Origin of the sequence: Xanthomonas sp., assembly GCF_017163755.1 — a bacterium.
Taxonomy (GTDB): domain Bacteria; phylum Pseudomonadota; class Gammaproteobacteria; order Xanthomonadales; family Xanthomonadaceae; genus Xanthomonas_A.
The window spans coordinates 1-17,688 of sequence record NZ_JAFIWC010000051.1; the positions used below are offsets into that span (position 1 = coordinate 1).

Consider the following 17,688-nt stretch of genomic DNA (forward strand, 5'->3'; position numbering starts at 1 on the left):
TCAACGCCATCGCGCGTGATCGAGCGCCTTATGCCCCTCCTGGGATCGCTCCTGCATGACAGTTGACTCCTACAGGGTCCACTGCGCCTTTCGGCATCCAGGACAAACGCCTGGAAGCTTCGCTCAGGGCTGCGGCGGCGCCCACTGCTTGAGGAAGTCGAAGAACTTCTTGCGGTCGTAGCCTTCGCCCTTCTCCAGTTCGTTGGCCAGTTGCGAGTGCAGCAGCTTGCCGTCGGCGTCGAGCACCAGCAGGTGCGGGTAGGACGCGATCTTCGGATAGCGCGACAGGAACGCCTCGTTCTTGTTCTCGTCGCTGTGGTTGATCTTGACCCACACGTAGTTGGCGTCGCGGAAGCTGCGCAGCTCCGCGTCGCCCTCGATGAACTCGTCCAGGACATGGCACCACGCGCATTGCTGGCCGCCCACGTCCAGCAGGATCCGCTTGCCGCCGCGCTTGGCTTCCACCTGCGCCGTTTCCAGGTCCTTGACCGGGTCGCGGTTCGGGTCGAACTGCGCGCTCAGCGCCGCGACCGCGGCCACGTCGGCGGCGGCCGGGGTGTTGCCCGAGGCCACCGGCTGGTTCGGATCGGCCACCGGCGGCTTCTGCACCGAGGTGTCCAGCGGCCTGGCCGGCGCCTGCGTCTCGTCGGGCGCCGAGGCCTTGCCGCAGCCGCCGAGCAGCAGCACCAGCGCCGCCGCGCTCCACATCGTCTTGTTGTTGTTCGACATTGCGTCTACCTCACTTCATTTGACACCGTGCATCAGCTTGCTGATCAACGGTGCGATCAGGAACAGCAGCACACCGGCGCCGAGCAGCGCCCAGAAACCGAAGGTATAGCCGCTCAGCGCGGAGGATACGGTCATCCCGCCCTCGCCGCTGACGTGGCTGGCGAAGATGCCCGACAGGTTGTTGCCGATGCCGGTAGACAGGAACCAGCCGCCCATGCCGAAGCCGACCAGGCGCAACGGCGCCAGCTTGGTCACCATCGACAGGCCGATCGGCGACAGGCACAGCTCGCCCACCGACTGGATCACGTAGACCATGAACAGGGTCCAGAACGGGATCTTGCCGGCGTCGTCGACCAGGCTGGACAGGGCGAACATCAGCAGCAGGAAGGCCACGCCGTTGAATATCAAGCCCAGCGCGAACTTGCGCGAGATCGACGGATTGAAGCGCCCGGCCTTGACCCAGATCCAGGCGATGATCGGCGCCAGGGTGATGATCGCCAGCGAATTGACCGACTGGAACCACGCGGTGGGGAAGGTCCAGTCGCCGAACTGGCGGTCGACGATCTCGTTGGCGAGGAAGGTGAACGAGCTGCCGGCCTGCTCGAAGAACATCCAGAACAGCACGTTGAAGGCGAAGATGATCAGCATCGCGATCACCTTGTCGCGCGCCACCTTGCCGTTGCGGACGCCTTCGATCAGCAGCATCACCGCCAGGATCACGAACATCGTGCTGAGGATCCACTGCAGGATCTCGGCGCCGGCGGCCAGCGCCATGTACACCACCGGGATCGCCACCAGCATGCCCAGCATCACCCACACCACGCGCATGCGGCTGGCGCCGCCGTGGATCGGCGCGCCGATGCCCTTGAGCTGGGCGCGGCCGAACCAGAACCACACCAGGCTGATCAGCATGCCGATGCCCGAGGCGATGAACACCATCTTGTACGACGGCATGACGTCGGTGCCGAACACCTTCTCGGCCAGCTGCTGGGTCAGCCACGGCGCGATCATCGCGCCCAGGTTGATGCCCATGTAGAAGATGGTGAAGCCGCTGTCGCGGCGCGGATCGGCGGCGCTGTACAGCTGGCCGACCATGGTCGAGATGTTGGGCTTGAACAGGCCGTTGCCGACCACCACGGTGGCCAGGCCGAGCTCGAAGATCTGCGGGTTCGGGATCGAGATCATGAACAGGCCGGCGGCCATCACCGCCGCACCGACCAGGATCGACCGCTGGTAGCCGAGCACCCGGTCGGCGATGTAGCCGCCGAAGATCGCCGCCGCGTACACCAGCGCCAGGTAGGCGCCGTAGGTGGCGCTGGCCGGCGCCTGGCCCGACCCCTGGCCGTCATGGAACTGCGCCACGATGTACAGCACCAGCGCCCAGCGGATCCCGTAGAACGCGAAGCGTTCCCAGAACTCGGTCATGAACAGCATCCACAGCGGCCGTGGATGGCCCAGCAAGGTGCTGAATTCGGGCGGTTGCGCTGGCGGCTGCGGCGGAGTGGCTCGGTGGTTCGACGCGACGTCGTCAACGCTCATGCGGTGTTTCCCTTGCGTATTCAGTATGGGCTGGGCGATTCCGGCCGGGCCGGGTAACGGGCGAGCATCACCGACAGTTGGCGGCGACGTCAAATTGGCGGGACTGGGGACCGGGGACCAGGGACCGGGAAAAGCGGAACGCCCAGCCGCAACGATTCCCTGGCCAGAGCGGCGCCGGCGGTAGCCTTACGGTTCCTGCGATGCCGCTTCCGGGTCCCCGGTCCCCGGTCCCGGGTCCCGGCTTTCCAGCCCCACCGACGTCCGCACCTCGAACAGTTCCGGGAAGAACGTCAGTTCCAGCGCCTGGCGCAGGAAGCCCACGCCGCTGGAGCCGCCGGTGCCGCGCTTGAAGCCGATCACCCGCATCACCGTGCGCATGTGGCGGAAGCGCCACAGCTGGAACTGCGTCTCCAGGTCCACCATGTCCTCGCACAGCGCGTATTCGCGCCAGTAGCGGTCGGTGTTCTCGTAGATGCGTTCGAACACCGGGCGCAGCGCCGGGTCGGTCACGTGCGGCTGGGCCCAGTCGCGCGCCTGGTAGGCGGCGGGGATGGCATGGCCGAAGCGCGCCAGGTAGCGCAGGAATTCCTCGTACAGGCTGGGCGCGTCCAGCACCGCCTGCAGCGCCGCCTGGCCCTGCGGGTCGTGGCCGAACACGCGCAGCATCTGCGCGTTCTTGTTGCCGAGCAGGAACTCGACATAGCGGTACTGCAGCGACTGGAAGCCCGAGGCCGGACCGAGCACGTCGCGAAAGCCCATGTATTCGGACGGGGTCAGCGTCTCCAGCACCGACCACTGCTCGGTCAGCTGGCGCAGCACCTGCTTGCTGCGCGCCATGACCTTGCGGCACTGCCAGACCTCGTCGCGCTGCAGGTGCCCGATCGCCGCGCGCAGCTCGTGCGCCAGCAGCTTCAGCCACAGCTCGGAGGTCTGGTGCTGGATGATGAACAGCATCTCGTCGTGGTGCGGCGGGTCCGACAGCGGCTGCTGCGCCGACAGCAGCTGGTCCAGCCGCAGGTAGCCGCCGTAGGTGAGCCGGCCTTCCAGGTCGGTATGGATGCCGGCTTCGAGCGGGCGCTGGTTCTGTTCGACGGGCATGGGCGGGCACGGCGGGACGGGGCCGGCAAGGGTACCGCAGCGACGCCTGTCACACCGCGGTCAGCAGCCCTGCGCAAACTGGGGCAGAATCGGGCCGGCGCTTTGGGGAGCGCTGTGCGTCATCGCCGCAACTTGCGACTTCAAGGATTGGGGAGAATCTTCGTCATGCGAACCATGCTGCTTCGTGCTGCAGTGCTGTCGTGCGCGCTGGCCTGTGCCGGCCACGGCCAGGCCCAGGTCGTCATCAGCCAGGTCTATGGCGGTGGCGGCAACAGCGGCGCCACCTACAGGAGCGATTTCGTCGAACTGCACAACAACGGCAACGAGGCGGTGAGCCTGGCCGGCTGGTCGGTGCAGTACGCCTCGGCCGCCGGCAGCAGCTGGCAGGTCACCCCGCTGGCCGGCAGCATCGCGCCGGGCGGCTACTACCTGGTCAAGCAGGCCGACGGCAGCGGCGGCAGCACCGCGCTGCCCATCCCCGACGCCACCGGCACCACCGCGATGAGCGGCACCGCCGGCAAGGTCGCGCTGAGCACTGCGGCGGCCGCGCTGAGCGGCGCCTGCCCCACCGGCAACGTCGATTTCGTCGGCTACGGCAGTACCGCCAGCTGCGCCGAAGGCAGCGCGCCGACCGCCGCGCCGAGCAACGCGCTGGCGGTGCTGCGCGGCAACGGCGGCTGCAGCGACAGCAACGATAACAACGCCGACTTCGCCACCGGCGCGCCGAACCCGCGCAACGGCGCCGCCGCGCCCAGCCTGTGCGGCGGCGGCGGACAGCCGGTGGCCACGCTGGCCAACGTCAGCCGCGGCGAAGGCGACAGCGGCGCCACCGCGTTCGTGTTCACGCTCAACCTGAGCCAGCCGGCCGGCAGCGGCGGGGTCAGCTTCCAGGTCGCCACCCGCGACGGCAGCGCCAGCGCCGGCAGCGACTACCAGGCCCTGGCCGCGACCGCGGTGACCATCGCCGCCGGCGACAGCAGCGCCACGATCAGCGTGCAGGTCGACGGCGACACCGCCAACGAGCCGGACGAGACCTTCTACGTCGACGTCACCGGCATCAGCGGCGCGTTGCCGGCCACGCTGACCGCCAGCGGCGTGATCCTCAACGACGACTTCAACCTGGTGCCGATCCACAGCATCCAGGGCAGCGGCGCGCGTTCGCCGCTGGTCGGGCAGATCGTCGCCACCAGCGGCATCGTCACCGCGCGGCGCAGCGCCGGCTTCTTCCTGCAGGCGCCCGACGCGCAGGCCGATGCCGACCCGCTGACCTCCGAAGGCATCTACGTCTACACCGGCAGCGCACCGCCGGACGAGGCCGCGGTCGGCAACGCGGTGCGTGTGCAGGCCACGGTGCTCGAATACGTGCCCAGCGCCGACCCGACCCAGCCGCCGCTGACCGAACTGGGCACGCCGACCGTGCTGCTGCAGTCCACCGGCAATCCGCTGCCGGCCGCGGTGACGCTGACCACCCGCTTCCCCGACCCGAGCGGCGCCTACGACCAGCTCGAGCGCCTTGAAGGCATGCGCGTGGCCGCGCCCAGCCTGACCGTCAACACGCCCACGCTCGGCAGCGTCAACGAGACCAACGCCACCGCCACCAGCAACGGCGTGTTCCATGCCGTGGTCACCGGCCTGCCGCGCGCCTGGCGCACTCCCGGCGTGCAGCAGCCCGACCCGCTGCCGGCCGGGTCCCCGGCCGGCGTGCCGCGCTGGAACACCAACCCGCAGGTGATCGCGGTGGGCAGCGCCGGCCTGGGCGGCGAGCGCCTCGACGTGGCCAGCGGCTGCGTGGTGCTCGGCGTCAGCGGCCCGCTGGACTACAGCTTCCGCCGCTACACGATCTATCCGGAAACCGCGCCCACGGTGCAATGCAACGGCGCCGACCAGCCCAAGCCGGCCCCGGCGCCGCAGGCCGACGACGTCAACGTGGCCACCTACAACATGGAGCGCTTCTTCGACGACCAGAACGACCCGGCGATCGGCGAACCGGTGCTGACCCCGGCCGCCTACCAGGCGCGGCTCAACAAGGCCTCGCTGGCGATCCGCAACTACCTCAACACGCCCGACATCCTGGGCACGGTGGAAGTGGAGAGCCTGAGCGTGCTGCAGACCCTGGCCAGCCGCGTCAACAGCGACGCGGTGGCCGCCGGCCAGCCCGATCCGCAGTACGTGGCGTACCTGCAGGAAGGCAACGACGTCGGCGGCATCGACGTCGGCTTCCTGGTCAAGACCGGGCAGGTCGGCGCCGGCATCGCGCGGGTGGACGTCGTGTCGGTCAGCCAGGAAGGCAAGGCCACCACCTGGACCGAGCCGGGCGGCGCCACCAGCCTGCTCAACGACCGCCCGCCGCTGCTGCTCAAGGCGGTGGTGCATTTCGCCGACGGCCGCGCGCTGCCGCTGACCGTGGTGGTGGTGCACCAGCGCTCGCTCAACGGCGCCGAGACCGACGATGCCGGCGGCGTGCGCATCCGCGCCAAGCGCCAGGCGCAGGCGGTGTTCCTGGCCAACCTGCTGCAGGCGCGGCAGGCCGCCGATCCGGCCGAGCAGGCGCTGGTGCTGGGCGACTTCAACGCCTTCGAGTTCAACGACGGTTATGTCGATGCGATGGGCACGGTGACCGGCCTGCCGTCGGCCGACGCGCAGACCGTGGTCGAAGGCGACGGCGCCGACCTGGTGAACCCGGACCTGTACAACCTGACCCTGCTGTCCACGCCGGACCAGAGCTACTCGTACGCCTTTGATGGCAACGTGCAGTCGCTGGACCACGTGCTCGCCAACCGCGCGCTGATGGCCTCGGCGCAGGTGGCCACGCTCGACGTGGGCCATGCGCGGATCAACGCCGACTTCCCGGCCACCGCGCGCAACGCCGGCGACTCGCCGGCGCGCCTGTCCGACCACGACCCGGCGGTGGTGCTGCTCAAGCTCAAGCCGCTGCAGTCGGCCGACCTGGCCGTGGCCGCCAACGCCGAGCAGTCCAGCGTGGTCGCCGGCGGCACCATCCGCTACCAGGTGCAGGTGAGCAACCGGGGTCCGGATGCGGCCAGGTACGCGGCGCTGGCGTTCGCGTTCGACGCGGCGGTGACGCCGACGCTGACCGCCGCGCCGGGCTGGACCTGCGGCGCGGCGCAGGCCGGCGCCGGCACCACCAGCATCGCCTGCACCACCACCGAGTTCGGCAACGGCGCCTCGCAGCGCTTCACCGTGCAGGTGCCGGCCGAGGCCGCGCTGGCCGGGCGTACGCTGACCCTGGCCGCGTCGGCCAAGTCGCAGACCCCGGACCCGGATGCCGGCAACGACAACGCGGTCGCCGCGGTGGCGGTGACCGCGCCGCCGACTGCGGACCTGTCGGTGCAGCTCAGCGGCCCGGCGTCGCTGCCGCGCACCGCGTTCAGCGCCGACTACCGCATCGTGGTCGGCAACCACGGCCAGATCGCGGCCGAGGCGGCCAAGCTGAGCATCGAGGGCAACACCCTGAGCGCGCTCAGCGTGCTGCAGCCGCCGCGCGGCTGGCGCTGCAGCAAGGTCACCCGCCTGGGCGCGCGCTCGGTACGCTACCTGTGCCAGACCCCGTCGCTGGCGCCGGGCGCGCGCGCCAGCTTCGCGCTGAAGGTGCCGGCGCGCCCGCTGCCGTCCGGCGGCGCGATCACCGTACAGGCGCAGGTCAGCTCGGCGACGCCGGATGCCGATGCCGGCGACAACGCCGACACGATCTCCACCCGCACCGCCTGCACCGGGCGCGGCTGCTGAAGGCACGCAACGCCTTGCGGCAGCAGGAACGCGGCTTCGGCCGCGTTCTTTTTTGTGCATGCCAGCAACGCAGTGTGTTGCAGCGCAGGAAGGGTTTGGGTTCCGGCTTGCTTAACATGCCGGGTCTATCATTCTCAGATTCCTGCTGAAGGTGCAGTACCCGATGAGCCTTGCCGCGCAATTCGAGATCCATTACCTGCAATACCTCGACGCGGACGGCAAGCTCGTCCGCGACGCCCTTCCCGAGGCCTGCCCCGACCCGCAGAGCCTGCTTCCGCTGTTCAAGCAGATGCTGTACGTGCGCACCTTCGACAGCAAGGCGGTGGCCCTGCAGCGCACCGGCAAGCTCGGCACCTACGCCTCGTGCCTGGGCCACGAGGCCTCGCACATCGGCATCGGCGCGGCGATGCGCAGCGGCGACGTGCTGGCGCCGAGCTACCGCGAGTACGGCGCGATGTTCATGCGCGGCGTGCGCCCGCGCGAAGTGCTGCTGTACTGGGGCGGCGACGAGCGCGGCAACGACTACCTGCGCGATAGCGACGCCGCGCGCGATTTCCCGTTCTGCGTGCCGATCTCCACCCAGTGCCTGCACGCGGCCGGCACCGCGCTGGCGTTCAAGCTGCGCGGCCAGGCCAACGTGGCGGTGAGCACCTGCGGCGACGGCGGCTCGTCGAAGACCGACTTCTACGCCGCGCTGAACTCGGCCGGCGCCTACCAGCTGCCACTGATCCTGTGCGTGATCAACAACGGCTGGGCGATCTCGGTGCCGCGCTCGGCGCAGACCGGCGCGCAGACGCTGGCGCAGAAGGGCCTGGCCGGCGGCCTGCACTGCCTGCAGGTGGACGGCAACGACCTGATCGCGGTGCTCGAAGCGATGCGCCAGGCGCGCGTGCGCGCGCTGTCCGGCGAAGGCGGCACCGTGCTCGAACTGCTCACCTACCGCCTGGCCGACCACACCACCGCCGACGACGCGCGCCGCTACCGCGACGACGCCGAGGTCAAGCGCGCCTGGGAACGCGAGCCGATGACCCGGCTGCGCAGCTTCCTGACCGCGCAGGGGGTGTGGAACGAAGCCGACGAAGCGGAATGGAAGCGCGAGTGCTCGCGCCTGGTCGACATCGAGGTCAACGCCTACCTGGAGACGCCGGTGCAGCCGGTGGAAGCGATGTTCGACTACCTGTACGCCGACCCGCCGCCGGACCTGCTCGCGCAGCGTGCCGAGGCGGTCGCGCTGGAGCGGCGCCATGGATGAGCCCAAGAACCACCGTCAAGACACCACGGCCGCGCACGACGCCGGCGCCGCCCACAGCGCGGCCGCCTCGCGCGGAGAACGCCCGATGACCGCCACTCCCATCACCTTGATCGAAGCCGTGACCCAGGCGCTGGCCTGGGAACTGCAGCACGACCCGTCGGTGCTGGTGCTGGGCGAGGACGTCGGCGTCAACGGCGGCGTGTTCCGCGCCACCGCCGGCCTGCAGCAGCGCTTCGGCGCCGAGCGCGTGCTGGACACCCCGCTGGACGAGACCACCATCGCCGGGCTGACCGTCGGCCTGGCCGCGCAGGGCATGAAGCCGGTGGCCGAAGCGCAGTTCGACGGCTTCGTCTATCCGATGGTCGATCATCTCATCTGCCACGCCGCGCGCCTGCGCACCCGCACCCGCGGCCGCCTGCACTGCCCGATGGTGCTGCGCGTGCCGTGGGGCGGCGGCATCCGCGCGCCGGAGCACCACAGCGAGGCCAACGAGGCGATCTTCACCAACGTGCCGGGCCTGCGCGTGGTGCTGCCGTCCTCGCCGCAGCGCGCCTACGGCCTGCTGCTGGCGGCGATCCGCGAGCCGGACCCGGTGATCTACATGGAGCCCAAGCGCATCTACCGCCAGTACAAGGAAGTGGTCGCCGACGACGGCGAGGCGCTGCCGCTGGACGTGTGCTTCGTGCTGCGCGACGGCACCGACGTGACCCTGGTGACCTGGGGCGCGCAGGTCAAGGAGGCGCTGGAGGCGGCCGACAAGCTCGCCGGCGAAGGCATCAGCGCCGAGGTGATCGACGTGGCCACGCTGCGCCCGCTGGACTTCGACACCATCGCCGAGTCGGTGGCGCGCACCGGCCGCTGCGTGATCGTGCAGGAGGCCCCGCGCAGCGCCGGCTTCGGCGCGGAGATCGCCGCGCGCCTGGCCGAGCAGTCGATGTACGACCTGCGCGCGCCGGTCGAGCGCGTGGCCGGCTACGACACGCACATCCCGCTGTTCCGCCTGGAGATGAAGTATCTGCCGAGCGTGGACAAGATCCTCGCAGCGGCCAAGCGTGCCGTCGCCGCGGGCTGAGATGCGCGCGCGCCTGCTCAGCGACTACCACGCCGCCTACCCGCATCCGATCCGCTTCGCCGCCGGCGAGCGGGTCGCGCTGGGCGTGCGCGACGAGGAGTGGCCGGCGTTCGTGTGGACCACCACCGGCGGCGGCCATGCCGGCTGGGCGCCGCTGGCATGGCTGCGCCCGACCGGCGACGGCCACGCCGAGGCGCTGCGCGACTACGACGCACGCGAACTGGACGCCGCACGCGGCGAGACGGTGACGCTGCACCACGAATACGGTGACTGGTGGTGGTCCGAACGCGCCGACGGCGCGCAGGGCTGGCTGCCGGCACGCGACCTGGAACTGCTGGAAGAGAACCCATGAGCCAAACCAAGAGCTTCAACCTGCCCGACCTGGGCGAAGGCCTGCCGGACGCGACCATCGTCGAGTGGTTCGTCAAGGAAGGCGACACGATCCAGCTCGACGAGCCGCTGGTGTCGATGGAGACCGCCAAGGCGGTGGTGGAAGTGCCCTCGCCGGTATCGGGCAAGGTGCTGAAACTGGCCGGCGCGCCCGGCGACATCGTCGTCACCGGGCACATGCTGGCGCAGTTCGAGCCGGACCCGAACCTGCCGCAGCGTGCCGAGGGCCAGGACACCGGCCACCACCACGGCGGCGCGCCCGCCGCGCCGGCCACGTCGGGCAAGGGCGCCGGCGAGGACGCGCCGGGCGACAACGACCGCGTCATCGCCTCCGACGAAGGCGGCGAACTGCACGATGCCGACGCCGCCACCGAGCGCGGCGAGCGCGACGACGCCGGCACCGTGGTCGGCGCGATGCAGAGCTCCAACGCCGTGCACAGCGAGCGCGCGGTGTCGGTGGGCGGGATCCGGGCGATGCCGGCGGTGCGCGCGCTGGCCAGGAAGCTGGGCGTGGACCTGGCGCGGGTGCGCGCCAGCGGCGGCGACGGCGCGGTGACCCTGGCCGACGTGAAGCGCGCCGCCGCCGACGGCTCGGCTGCTGTAGGAGCGGCTCCGGGTGGCCCAGGGCCATCGGCCGCGACCGCACGGCCTGCTCAGGTCGCGGCTGAAGCCGCTCCTACAACGGCGCCTGCCGCACCGGCGCCGACGCGCACGCCGCTGTCGGCGGCCGGCAAGCCGATGCGCACGCAGCCGCCGGGCGTGGCCGTCCACGGCCAGCCGGAACAGCTCAAGGGCGTGCGCCGCAACATGGCGCGGGTGATGGCCGACGCGCACGCCAAGGTGGTGCCGACCACGCTCAACGACGACGCCGACATCCATGCCTGGGCGCCGGGCAACGACATGACCGCGCGGCTGGTGCGCGCGATCGTCGTCGCCTGCCGCGCGGTGCCGGCGCTCAATGCCTGGTTCGACGGCGACGCGCTGACCCGCACCCTGCACGCGCAGGTGGACGTGGGCATCGCCGTGGACACCGACGACGGCCTGTTCGTGCCGGCGCTGCGCAACGCCGACATGCTCGACGCGCGCGGCATCCGCGAGGGCGTCAACCGCCTGCGCCAGCAGGTGGAGGCGCGCAGCATCGCCGCCTCGGAACTGAGCGGCTACACCATCTCGCTGTCCAACTTCGGCATGTTCGCCGGCCGCTACGCCACCCCGGTGGTGGTGCCGCCGTGCGTGGCGATCGTCGCCGCCGGCCGTGCCCGCCACCAGCTGGTGCCGGTGATGGGCGGCGTGGAGACGCACAAGCTGATCCCGCTGTCGGTCACCTTCGACCACCGCGCCTGCACCGGCGGCGAAGCGGCGCGCTTCCTGCGCGCGATGATCGACGACCTGGCGCTGGCCGACTGAGCCACGCGCTACGGCGTCGCTGGCGCCGCGCCCGCGCTGCAGGGCGCGGCGGCGGCGTCGCCAGCGGCGCTCGGCGCGCTTCCGGCGCCGCTGCGGCGTAAGCTTCGCCGCAGCGCGGCGGCGTGGCCGGTGCCCGGAAGGGTGCGGCTACATCGCCGACCGCGCTCCCCTCCTTCGGATACCGCTGCATGCCATTCGCCTCGCTGGGCCTGTCGCCCGAGCTGCTGCCGTTCTTCGCCCGCGCCCTGGCCGACGCCGGCTACGCCGCGCCCACCGCGGTGCAGGCGCAGGCGATCCCGGCGATCGTGCAGGGACGCGACGTGCTCGGCTGCGCGCCGACCGGCTCGGGCAAGACCGCGGCGTTCGCGCTGCCGCTGCTGCAGCACGCGGCGCAGCGCGCGGCACCGCCCGACGGGCAGGTCCGCGGCCTGGTGCTGGTGCCCACGCGCGAACTGGCCGCGCAGGCGAGCGACACGCTGGCCGCGCTCGGGCGCCACCTGCCCCGGCGCATCAAGGTCGTCGCGCTGGCCGGCGGCGTGTCGATCAATCCGCAACTGATGCAGCTGCGCGGCGGCGCCGACCTGGTCGTGGCCACGCCGGGGCGGCTGCTCGACGTGATCGCGCACAACGCGCTGGGCCTGGGCGGCGTGGCGACGCTGGTGCTGGACGAAGCCGACCGGCTGCTGGACCTGGGCTTTGCCGACGAACTGGGCCAGATCCTGGCGCGGCTGCCGCCGCAGCGGCAGACCCTGCTGTTCTCGGCCACGTTCCCGGCGCCGGTCGAGCGCCTGGCGCGGCGCCTGTTGCGCGAACCGCTGCGGGTGGACGTCGCGGCCGACGCCGAGCCGGCGGCGGCGCCGGCGATCCGGCAACGCGCCATCGAGGTCGACCCCGCGCAGCGCACGCAGCTGTTGCGCCACCTGCTGCAGGCCGAGGCATGGCCGCAGGCGCTGGTGTTCGTCGCCAGCCAGCGCGCGGCCGAGAACGTGGCCGAGAAGCTGCGCAAGGCCGGCCTGGCCGCGCAGCCGCTGCACGGCGAACTGAGCCAGGGCCGGCGCCGGCAGACCCTGGACGCGTTCAAGCTGAAGCAGCTGCAGGTGCTGGTCGCCACCGACGTGGCCGCGCGCGGGATCGACATCGACCGGCTGCCGGTGGTGGTCAACTACGACCTGCCGCGCGCGACCGTCGACTACGTCCACCGCATCGGCCGCACCGCGCGCGCCGGTGCCGACGGCATGGCGGTGAGCTTCGTCGGCGCCGACAGCCTGGCGCACCTGCGCCTGATCGAAAAGCGCGAGCGGCTGCGCGTGCCGCGCGAACGCATTACCGGTTTCGAACCGACGCAGACGGCCGCGCCTGCCGCCGAGACAGCACCGCAGACCGGCGGCATCAAGGGCCAGCGCCCGAGCAAGAAAGACAAGCTGCGCGCGGCTGCGCAGGGCAGCGGCGGGCTGCCTGCGAAGCGTTGATCGCGTTTGCGGCGCGGGTCGCGGCCGATGCCGGGGATGCGCGCGCTATTTCGCAGAGCGCAGGCCGCCGCGATCCGATGCATTGCGCGCGCCGATCCTGTCGGTCGCGGCTGAAGCCGCTCCTACAGTGCTTCCGGCCAGCCAGCTGCGCGCTTCTGTAGGAGCGGCTTCAGCCGCGACACCGGCCGAAACGCCCCGCGTCGATCATCTCGGCCAATGGCTGGAAGACCACCCGCATCCGCTCCAAACAGGGGCATGCGCAGCCCACGCTCAATCGTCGAACGGATCGGCCACGGCGGCATCGCCCTGCGCCCGCGGCGTGCGCTTGCCCGGCTTGCTGCGGATTTCCACGTAGAACTGGGTGCCGCCCGTGGCGACCAGCGCGTCGATCGAACGCAGCAGCTCGGCCGGCGGCACGACCGCGGCGCTGGCCTCGTCGGCGCCGAACAGCGTGTCGAAGTCCCAATAGTCGGCGCCGGCCGGCAGGGTCTTGCGCCGCTCGCGGCGGATGTACTTGCGGATGTCGTGCTTGCTGGCATCGAGCAGGCGGTCGGGATGCTTGCCTTCGATGCGGAGCTGGTAGGTTTTTTTCACTGCGGAGGAGATCCTGATGGAGGGATGGCGGCTGGCGGCGGCGCAGCGGCCGGCGCCGCATGGCGGGCAGGGGCGCCATCGTGCCAGAACCCGGCCGCGCGCGTGGATCGCCGATACTTTCCTGCCCGGCGCCGGCAGGCGCGCCACGCACAGGATGACACGATGACCGATTCCCCCGACTTCGCGGGCTACCGCGTCCTCGTCGCCGGCGGCAGCCGCGGCATCGGCCTGGCGATCGCCGAGGCGTTCGCGCGCCGCGGCGCGGCGCTGTCGATCTGCGCGCGCGGCGCGGCGCAGCTGGAGCAGGCGGCCGACGCCCTCGCCGCGCACGGCCCGCGCGTGCACGCGCAGCCCTGCGAGCTGGCCGACGCGGCGCAGATCCAGGCCTGGGTGGCCGCCGCGGCCAACGCGCTGAACGGCATCGACGTGGTGGTCAACAACGCCTCCGGCTACGGCAACGGCAGCGACGACGCCAGCTGGCAGGCCGGTTTCGACGTCGACCTGATGGCGGCGGTGCGCTGCAACCGCGCCGCGCTGCCAGCACTGCGCGCCAGCGGCCGCGGCTGCATCCTCAACATCAGTTCGATCAATGCGCTGCGGCCCACGCCGCGGGTGCCGGCGTATTCGGCGGCGAAGGCGGCGCTGAACTACTACACGGCCACGCTGGCCGCCGAGCTGGCGCGCGACCGCATCCGGGTCAACGCGATCGCGCCGGGTTCGATCGAGTTCCCCGGCGGCCTGTGGGACCGGCGCCGCCAGCACGAGCCCGAGCTGTACCGCCACATCCGCGCCAGCATCCCGTTCGGCGGCTTCGGCACGGTCGAGGACATCGCCCAGGCGGCGCTGTTCCTCGCCTCGGCGCAGGCGCGCTGGATCACCGGCCAGGTGCTGGCGGTGGACGGCGGGCAGTCGCTGGGGGTCTGACGCGCCGCGGCGTACGCTGCGCGGCGCACCGGCGGCGCCGGCGCAGGTCGCCTGGCAGGAAGACCAGGGGCGTTGCAGAAAACGGGAGATGAAGCGAGAGGGCGACGGCTGATGCAGCGTTGCACCGCCGCCGGGCGGCGCATGCCACCGCCCGCGCCTCCAGCCGTCCCGGCGGCCGACCCGCCCCCACGGGCAATGGCATGCGCAGCGCAACGGGATGTCGGCCGCGGCCGGGCGATGCCGCGGACGAACCGCTGCAGGCAACGCGTGCGCGGTGGCCGCAGGCGGACCATCGGCGAGTGCGGCCCGCCGTCCGGCCGATCCTGTCGGCGGCGCAGCCGCTGATGCGGCCGATCCATGACGCTGCAATGCAGCAAACGGTCATGGCGCGCTGCTTCGCGCCACCGGCAGCCGGCATGCCAGCCACGGCCTCCATCGTTCGAGCCGATTCGAAAAAACCGCGCCGCCAAAGGAGCAGGCGCGTGGCATGCCCATGCCCGCGCCTGCGCGCCGGGCACCGGACCTGAATATAAAACAACAAGATCGAGCCAATTAGAACAACAACGAACATCAAACGATCACCCCGGCGATAAGCTCCGGCCACAGGGCTCACCGATTTCACCTGCGCCGCGACACCCCGTCGCCGGACGACCTGGAGGCCACGTGTTCCATCCCCGCATCGACGCCGTCACCTCATGCCGTTCGCCGCCGGGCCATGGTCCGCGTCGCAGGGCCTGTGCCGCTTTGGGCGACGCACTGCCATGGCGGCCAGCACCGCAGGGGCAATCGCGCCTCGGCGATCGCTGCCCTTCTCCGCGCGGCCCCCGCCGCGCCGGGATCCTTCCCATGTCCCCGGGCCACGCGCTCCCGCCGGCCCCGCGCAAAGCGAGTCACTCATGATCAAGAACCCATGCATCGCGCTGGCGACGCTGTCGGCCGCGCTGTGCTGCGCGCAGGCCGCGGCGCAGGATTTCGACCCGGCCACCACCCTGACCGGCGACTGGGGCGGCGCGCGCACCCGGCTGGTCGACAGCGGCGTGGACCTGCGCCTGTCCTACACCGGCGAGTTCGCGCACAACAACTCCGGCGGCCGCCGCGACGACACCTACGCCTATGCCGACCAGTTCTTCCTCGCCGGCACCTTCGATCTGGACAAGCTGTGGGCATGGCGCGGCGCTACCTTCAAGGTCGAGGTGGCCAACCGCAACGGCGAATCGCTCAACGACACCGCCGGCTTCCCGACCCTGCTGGCGGTGCAGGAAATCCACGGGCGCGGTTCGGTGACCCGGCTGACCCAGTTCTCGCTGACCCAGCAGCTGTTCGACGACCGCCTCAGCATCAAGCTCGGCCGGCTGTACGCCAACGGCGATTTCTTCTCCTTCTCCTGCAAGTTCCAGAACCTGAGCTTCTGCGGCGGCCTGCCCGGCTATGTCAGCAACGGCTGGTACGTCGACCCGATCAGCCAGTACGGCGCGGTGGTCGCGTTCAGGCCCGACGACGCCTGGCGCTTCAAGGTCGGCGCCTACGACGTCAACCCGAACAACCTGGACCACGACCAGGGCCTGAAACTGACCACCGACGGCGACAGCCAGGGCACGCTGCTGGTGGCCGAGATCGAGTACCTGCCCACGTTCGGCGACGGCCTGCAGGGCCACTATCGCGTCGGCGGCTGGCGCAACAGCGCCGACTACCGCAACACCGTCACCGCCAGCGGCCTGCCGTCGGACCTCAGCGACGATGCCACCGCGACGATGGACAGCGAAAGCGGCTACTACGCCACCGCCGAGCAGGCGCTATGGCGCACGCCCGGCGGCGGCACGCTGCGCCTGTTCGGCAACTGGGTGCAGGCCGACAAGGACTCCGACCGCATCGACCAGATGCTGCAGCTGGGCGCGTGGCTGGATGCGCCGTTCGCCTCGCGCCCGTACGACCGCATCGGTCTGGCCGCCGGTCGCACCCGCGTCAGCGAGCGCCTGGGCGATGCGCAGCGCCGCTACAACGCCGCGCTGCCGGCCGGGGCGGCGGCCGTCGGCGTGCAGGAATACGAATACCCGCTGGAACTGAACTACCAGTACGCCATCACCCCGGCGCTGTCGCTGATGCCGAACCTGCAGTACATCCGCAACGCCAACGGGATCAAGGACAACAACGGCGTGGTCGGCGGCCTGCGCGTCAGCATGAGCTTCTGACCAGGCGCGGTGCCGGTGGTGCGTCGATGGCGCCGCGCGCGGTGCCGCGGCGTGGATGCGCAGGATCGAGGCTACTTGGATCAGCGCGCCTCGCCCGTCGGCAGCCATGCGGCGACACCGCCGGCCAGCGAGCGCTTCCGAGCGGTGTGCCGCCGGCGGCGCGTCGACGGCGCCGGTCGCATTGCGCATGGCCCGGCGCCGCACCTGCGTCGATGAGGTCGCGCGATTGCAGCCGCGCCACGCGCTTGCACGCAGCGGGGCGCAACGATCCGCCGGCGCGGACGCCGCCGGCGGTCTTGCGGATACGCGCCCTCAGGCAAGCTGTTCCGAGCCGACCACATGCCGGCCCGGGCGCGGCTGCAGCGCATGTTCCACCAGCGCGGCGGCCACGCGCGTGGCGGGATTGATCCGGTAGCGGCGCGGCAACAGCGGGCCCAGCGCATGGAACACCGCGCCGGCAACGCGCTCGGCGCCACGCGGCTGCGCGCGCTCGCCGCCGATCAGGCCAGGGCGCACCAGCGTAAGCGAAGCGAACCCCAGCGCCTGCAGGTCGCGCTCCAGCTCGCCCTTGACCCGGGTGTAGAACACCCGCGAGCCGGCGTCGGCACCCATCGCCGAGTTCAGCACGAAGCTGCCGGCGCCGTTTTGCCTGGCCAGGCGCGCGAACGCGAGCGGGTAGTCGTGGTCGACGCGGCGGAACGCCTCGCGCGAGCCGGCCTGCTTCATCGTGGTGCCGAGCGCGCAGATCGCCGCGTCCGCCTGCCACCAGGACGCCTGCTCCGGCAGTTGCCCGAAGTCGACGACCGGGTTGTGCAGCTTGGCGTGGGCGAGGTCCAGCGCGCGCCGGGTCGGCGCCACGACCGCGCTGCACGCCGGCGTGGCGAGCAATTGCGCCAGCGCATGGCGACCGACCAGGCCGGTGGCGCCGGCAAGCAGGATCTTCATCGAAAGCGCCTTGCACGGTGGAGAGAGAGGAAGCTAGGACGATCGCACGCACATGGCAAGGCGCTGTCGGCGCGCGCGTCTGGCCGGCTCCGGCTCCATGAGGCGCTTCGCGCCCTACCCTCACCCCAACCCCTCTCCCGGTGGGAGAGGGGCTTGGCTTTTCCTTCTCCCATCGGGAGAAGGTGGCCCGCAGGGCCGGATGAGGGTACGGGGCGAAGCCTCGCGTACCCAAACTCCGCGAGTCGCTTCGCGCCGGACCCTCACCCCAACCCCTCTCCCGGTGGGAGAGGGGCTTGGCTTTTCCTTCTCCCATCGGGAGAAGGTGGCCCGCAG

General features: G+C 71.4%; 13 protein-coding genes. 8 read left to right on the top strand and 5 right to left on the bottom strand.

From position 1 onward, the window contains the following. Nucleotides 1–123 precede the first annotated feature (123 nt). The 3 genes from JR065_RS21010 to JR065_RS21020 form a co-directional block, all read right to left on the bottom strand. The gene (locus JR065_RS21010; protein ID WP_206236453.1) at nucleotides 124–729 is read right to left on the bottom strand and encodes a thioredoxin family protein; all 606 of its coding nucleotides are present in this window, start codon (nucleotides 727–729) and stop codon (nucleotides 124–126) included. 15 nt (nucleotides 730–744) lie between these two features. Beyond that, nucleotides 745–2,268: a peptide MFS transporter gene (locus JR065_RS21015; protein WP_206236455.1), complete on the bottom strand. Its 1,524-nt coding sequence runs from the start codon at nucleotides 2,266–2,268 to the stop codon at nucleotides 745–747. A gap of 186 nt (nucleotides 2,269–2,454) precedes the next feature. Then, complete coding sequence (locus tag JR065_RS21020; protein WP_206236456.1) at nucleotides 2,455–3,366, bottom strand: tryptophan 2,3-dioxygenase; 912 nt, start codon at nucleotides 3,364–3,366, stop codon at nucleotides 2,455–2,457. A 165-nt stretch (nucleotides 3,367–3,531) separates the two neighbouring features. Between JR065_RS21020 and JR065_RS21025 the strand changes: the two genes are divergently transcribed. The 6 genes from JR065_RS21025 (at nucleotide 3,532) to JR065_RS21050 (ending at nucleotide 12,703) form a co-directional block, all read left to right on the top strand. Next, the gene (locus JR065_RS21025) at nucleotides 3,532–7,113 is read left to right on the top strand and encodes a lamin tail domain-containing protein (protein ID WP_206236458.1); all 3,582 of its coding nucleotides are present in this window, start codon (nucleotides 3,532–3,534) and stop codon (nucleotides 7,111–7,113) included. Nucleotides 7,114–7,276: 163 nt separating this feature from the next. Further along, nucleotides 7,277–8,365 carry a pyruvate dehydrogenase (acetyl-transferring) E1 component subunit alpha gene (pdhA, locus tag JR065_RS21030; protein WP_206236459.1) on the top strand — a complete coding sequence of 363 codons (1,089 nt, stop codon included), beginning with the start codon at nucleotides 7,277–7,279 and terminating at the stop codon, nucleotides 8,363–8,365. Then, a complete protein-coding gene (locus JR065_RS21035; RefSeq protein WP_206236461.1) occupies nucleotides 8,358–9,437 on the top strand; it encodes an alpha-ketoacid dehydrogenase subunit beta in 1,080 nt (359 codons plus the stop codon). Before pdhA ends, JR065_RS21035 begins: the two co-directional genes overlap by 8 nt. Nucleotide 9,438: 1 nt before the next feature. Continuing rightward, complete coding sequence (locus JR065_RS21040) at nucleotides 9,439–9,789, top strand: SH3 domain-containing protein (RefSeq protein WP_206236462.1); 351 nt, start codon at nucleotides 9,439–9,441, stop codon at nucleotides 9,787–9,789. Then, nucleotides 9,786–11,234 carry a dihydrolipoamide acetyltransferase family protein gene (locus JR065_RS21045; protein ID WP_206236463.1) on the top strand — a complete coding sequence of 483 codons (1,449 nt, stop codon included), beginning with the start codon at nucleotides 9,786–9,788 and terminating at the stop codon, nucleotides 11,232–11,234. The genes JR065_RS21040 and JR065_RS21045 overlap by 4 nt, the downstream gene beginning before the upstream one ends. A gap of 188 nt (nucleotides 11,235–11,422) precedes the next feature. Further along, the gene (locus JR065_RS21050; RefSeq protein ID WP_206236464.1) at nucleotides 11,423–12,703 is read left to right on the top strand and encodes a DEAD/DEAH box helicase; all 1,281 of its coding nucleotides are present in this window, start codon (nucleotides 11,423–11,425) and stop codon (nucleotides 12,701–12,703) included. A gap of 270 nt (nucleotides 12,704–12,973) precedes the next feature. On the opposite strand, the gene JR065_RS21055 is transcribed toward JR065_RS21050, so the two are convergent. Beyond that, nucleotides 12,974–13,297 carry a DUF6172 family protein gene (locus tag JR065_RS21055; RefSeq protein ID WP_206236466.1) on the bottom strand — a complete coding sequence of 108 codons (324 nt, stop codon included), beginning with the start codon at nucleotides 13,295–13,297 and terminating at the stop codon, nucleotides 12,974–12,976. A 162-nt stretch (nucleotides 13,298–13,459) separates the two neighbouring features. Between JR065_RS21055 and JR065_RS21060 the strand changes: the two genes are divergently transcribed. Continuing rightward, nucleotides 13,460–14,221 (top strand): SDR family NAD(P)-dependent oxidoreductase, encoded by a 762-nt coding sequence (locus JR065_RS21060; protein ID WP_206236467.1) that lies wholly within the window; start codon nucleotides 13,460–13,462, stop codon nucleotides 14,219–14,221. 896 nt (nucleotides 14,222–15,117) lie between these two features. Beyond that, a complete protein-coding gene (locus JR065_RS21065; protein ID WP_206236468.1) occupies nucleotides 15,118–16,410 on the top strand; it encodes a carbohydrate porin in 1,293 nt (430 codons plus the stop codon). A gap of 312 nt (nucleotides 16,411–16,722) precedes the next feature. Here JR065_RS21065 and JR065_RS21070 read toward each other — a convergent pair whose 3' ends face one another. Further along, nucleotides 16,723–17,355: an NAD-dependent dehydratase gene (locus JR065_RS21070; RefSeq protein WP_206236469.1), complete on the bottom strand. Its 633-nt coding sequence runs from the start codon at nucleotides 17,353–17,355 to the stop codon at nucleotides 16,723–16,725. Nucleotides 17,356–17,688 lie beyond the last annotated feature (333 nt).

Coding starts and splice junctions, on each gene's coding strand:
- JR065_RS21025 (WP_206236458.1), top strand. CDS start 3,532: ATGCGAACCATGCTGCTTCGTGCTGCAGTGCTGTCGTGCGCGCTGGCC.
- JR065_RS21060 (WP_206236467.1), top strand. CDS start 13,460: ATGACCGATTCCCCCGACTTCGCGGGCTACCGCGTCCTCGTCGCCGGC.
- pdhA (WP_206236459.1), top strand. CDS start 7,277: ATGAGCCTTGCCGCGCAATTCGAGATCCATTACCTGCAATACCTCGAC.
- JR065_RS21035 (WP_206236461.1), top strand. CDS start 8,358: ATGGATGAGCCCAAGAACCACCGTCAAGACACCACGGCCGCGCACGAC.
- JR065_RS21045 (WP_206236463.1), top strand. CDS start 9,786: ATGAGCCAAACCAAGAGCTTCAACCTGCCCGACCTGGGCGAAGGCCTG.
- JR065_RS21020 (WP_206236456.1), bottom strand. CDS start 3,366: ATGCCCGTCGAACAGAACCAGCGCCCGCTCGAAGCCGGCATCCATACC.
- JR065_RS21010 (WP_206236453.1), bottom strand. CDS start 729: ATGTCGAACAACAACAAGACGATGTGGAGCGCGGCGGCGCTGGTGCTG.
- JR065_RS21065 (WP_206236468.1), top strand. CDS start 15,118: ATGATCAAGAACCCATGCATCGCGCTGGCGACGCTGTCGGCCGCGCTG.
- JR065_RS21070 (WP_206236469.1), bottom strand. CDS start 17,355: ATGAAGATCCTGCTTGCCGGCGCCACCGGCCTGGTCGGTCGCCATGCG.
- JR065_RS21040 (WP_206236462.1), top strand. CDS start 9,439: ATGCGCGCGCGCCTGCTCAGCGACTACCACGCCGCCTACCCGCATCCG.
- JR065_RS21015 (WP_206236455.1), bottom strand. CDS start 2,268: ATGAGCGTTGACGACGTCGCGTCGAACCACCGAGCCACTCCGCCGCAG.
- JR065_RS21050 (WP_206236464.1), top strand. CDS start 11,423: ATGCCATTCGCCTCGCTGGGCCTGTCGCCCGAGCTGCTGCCGTTCTTC.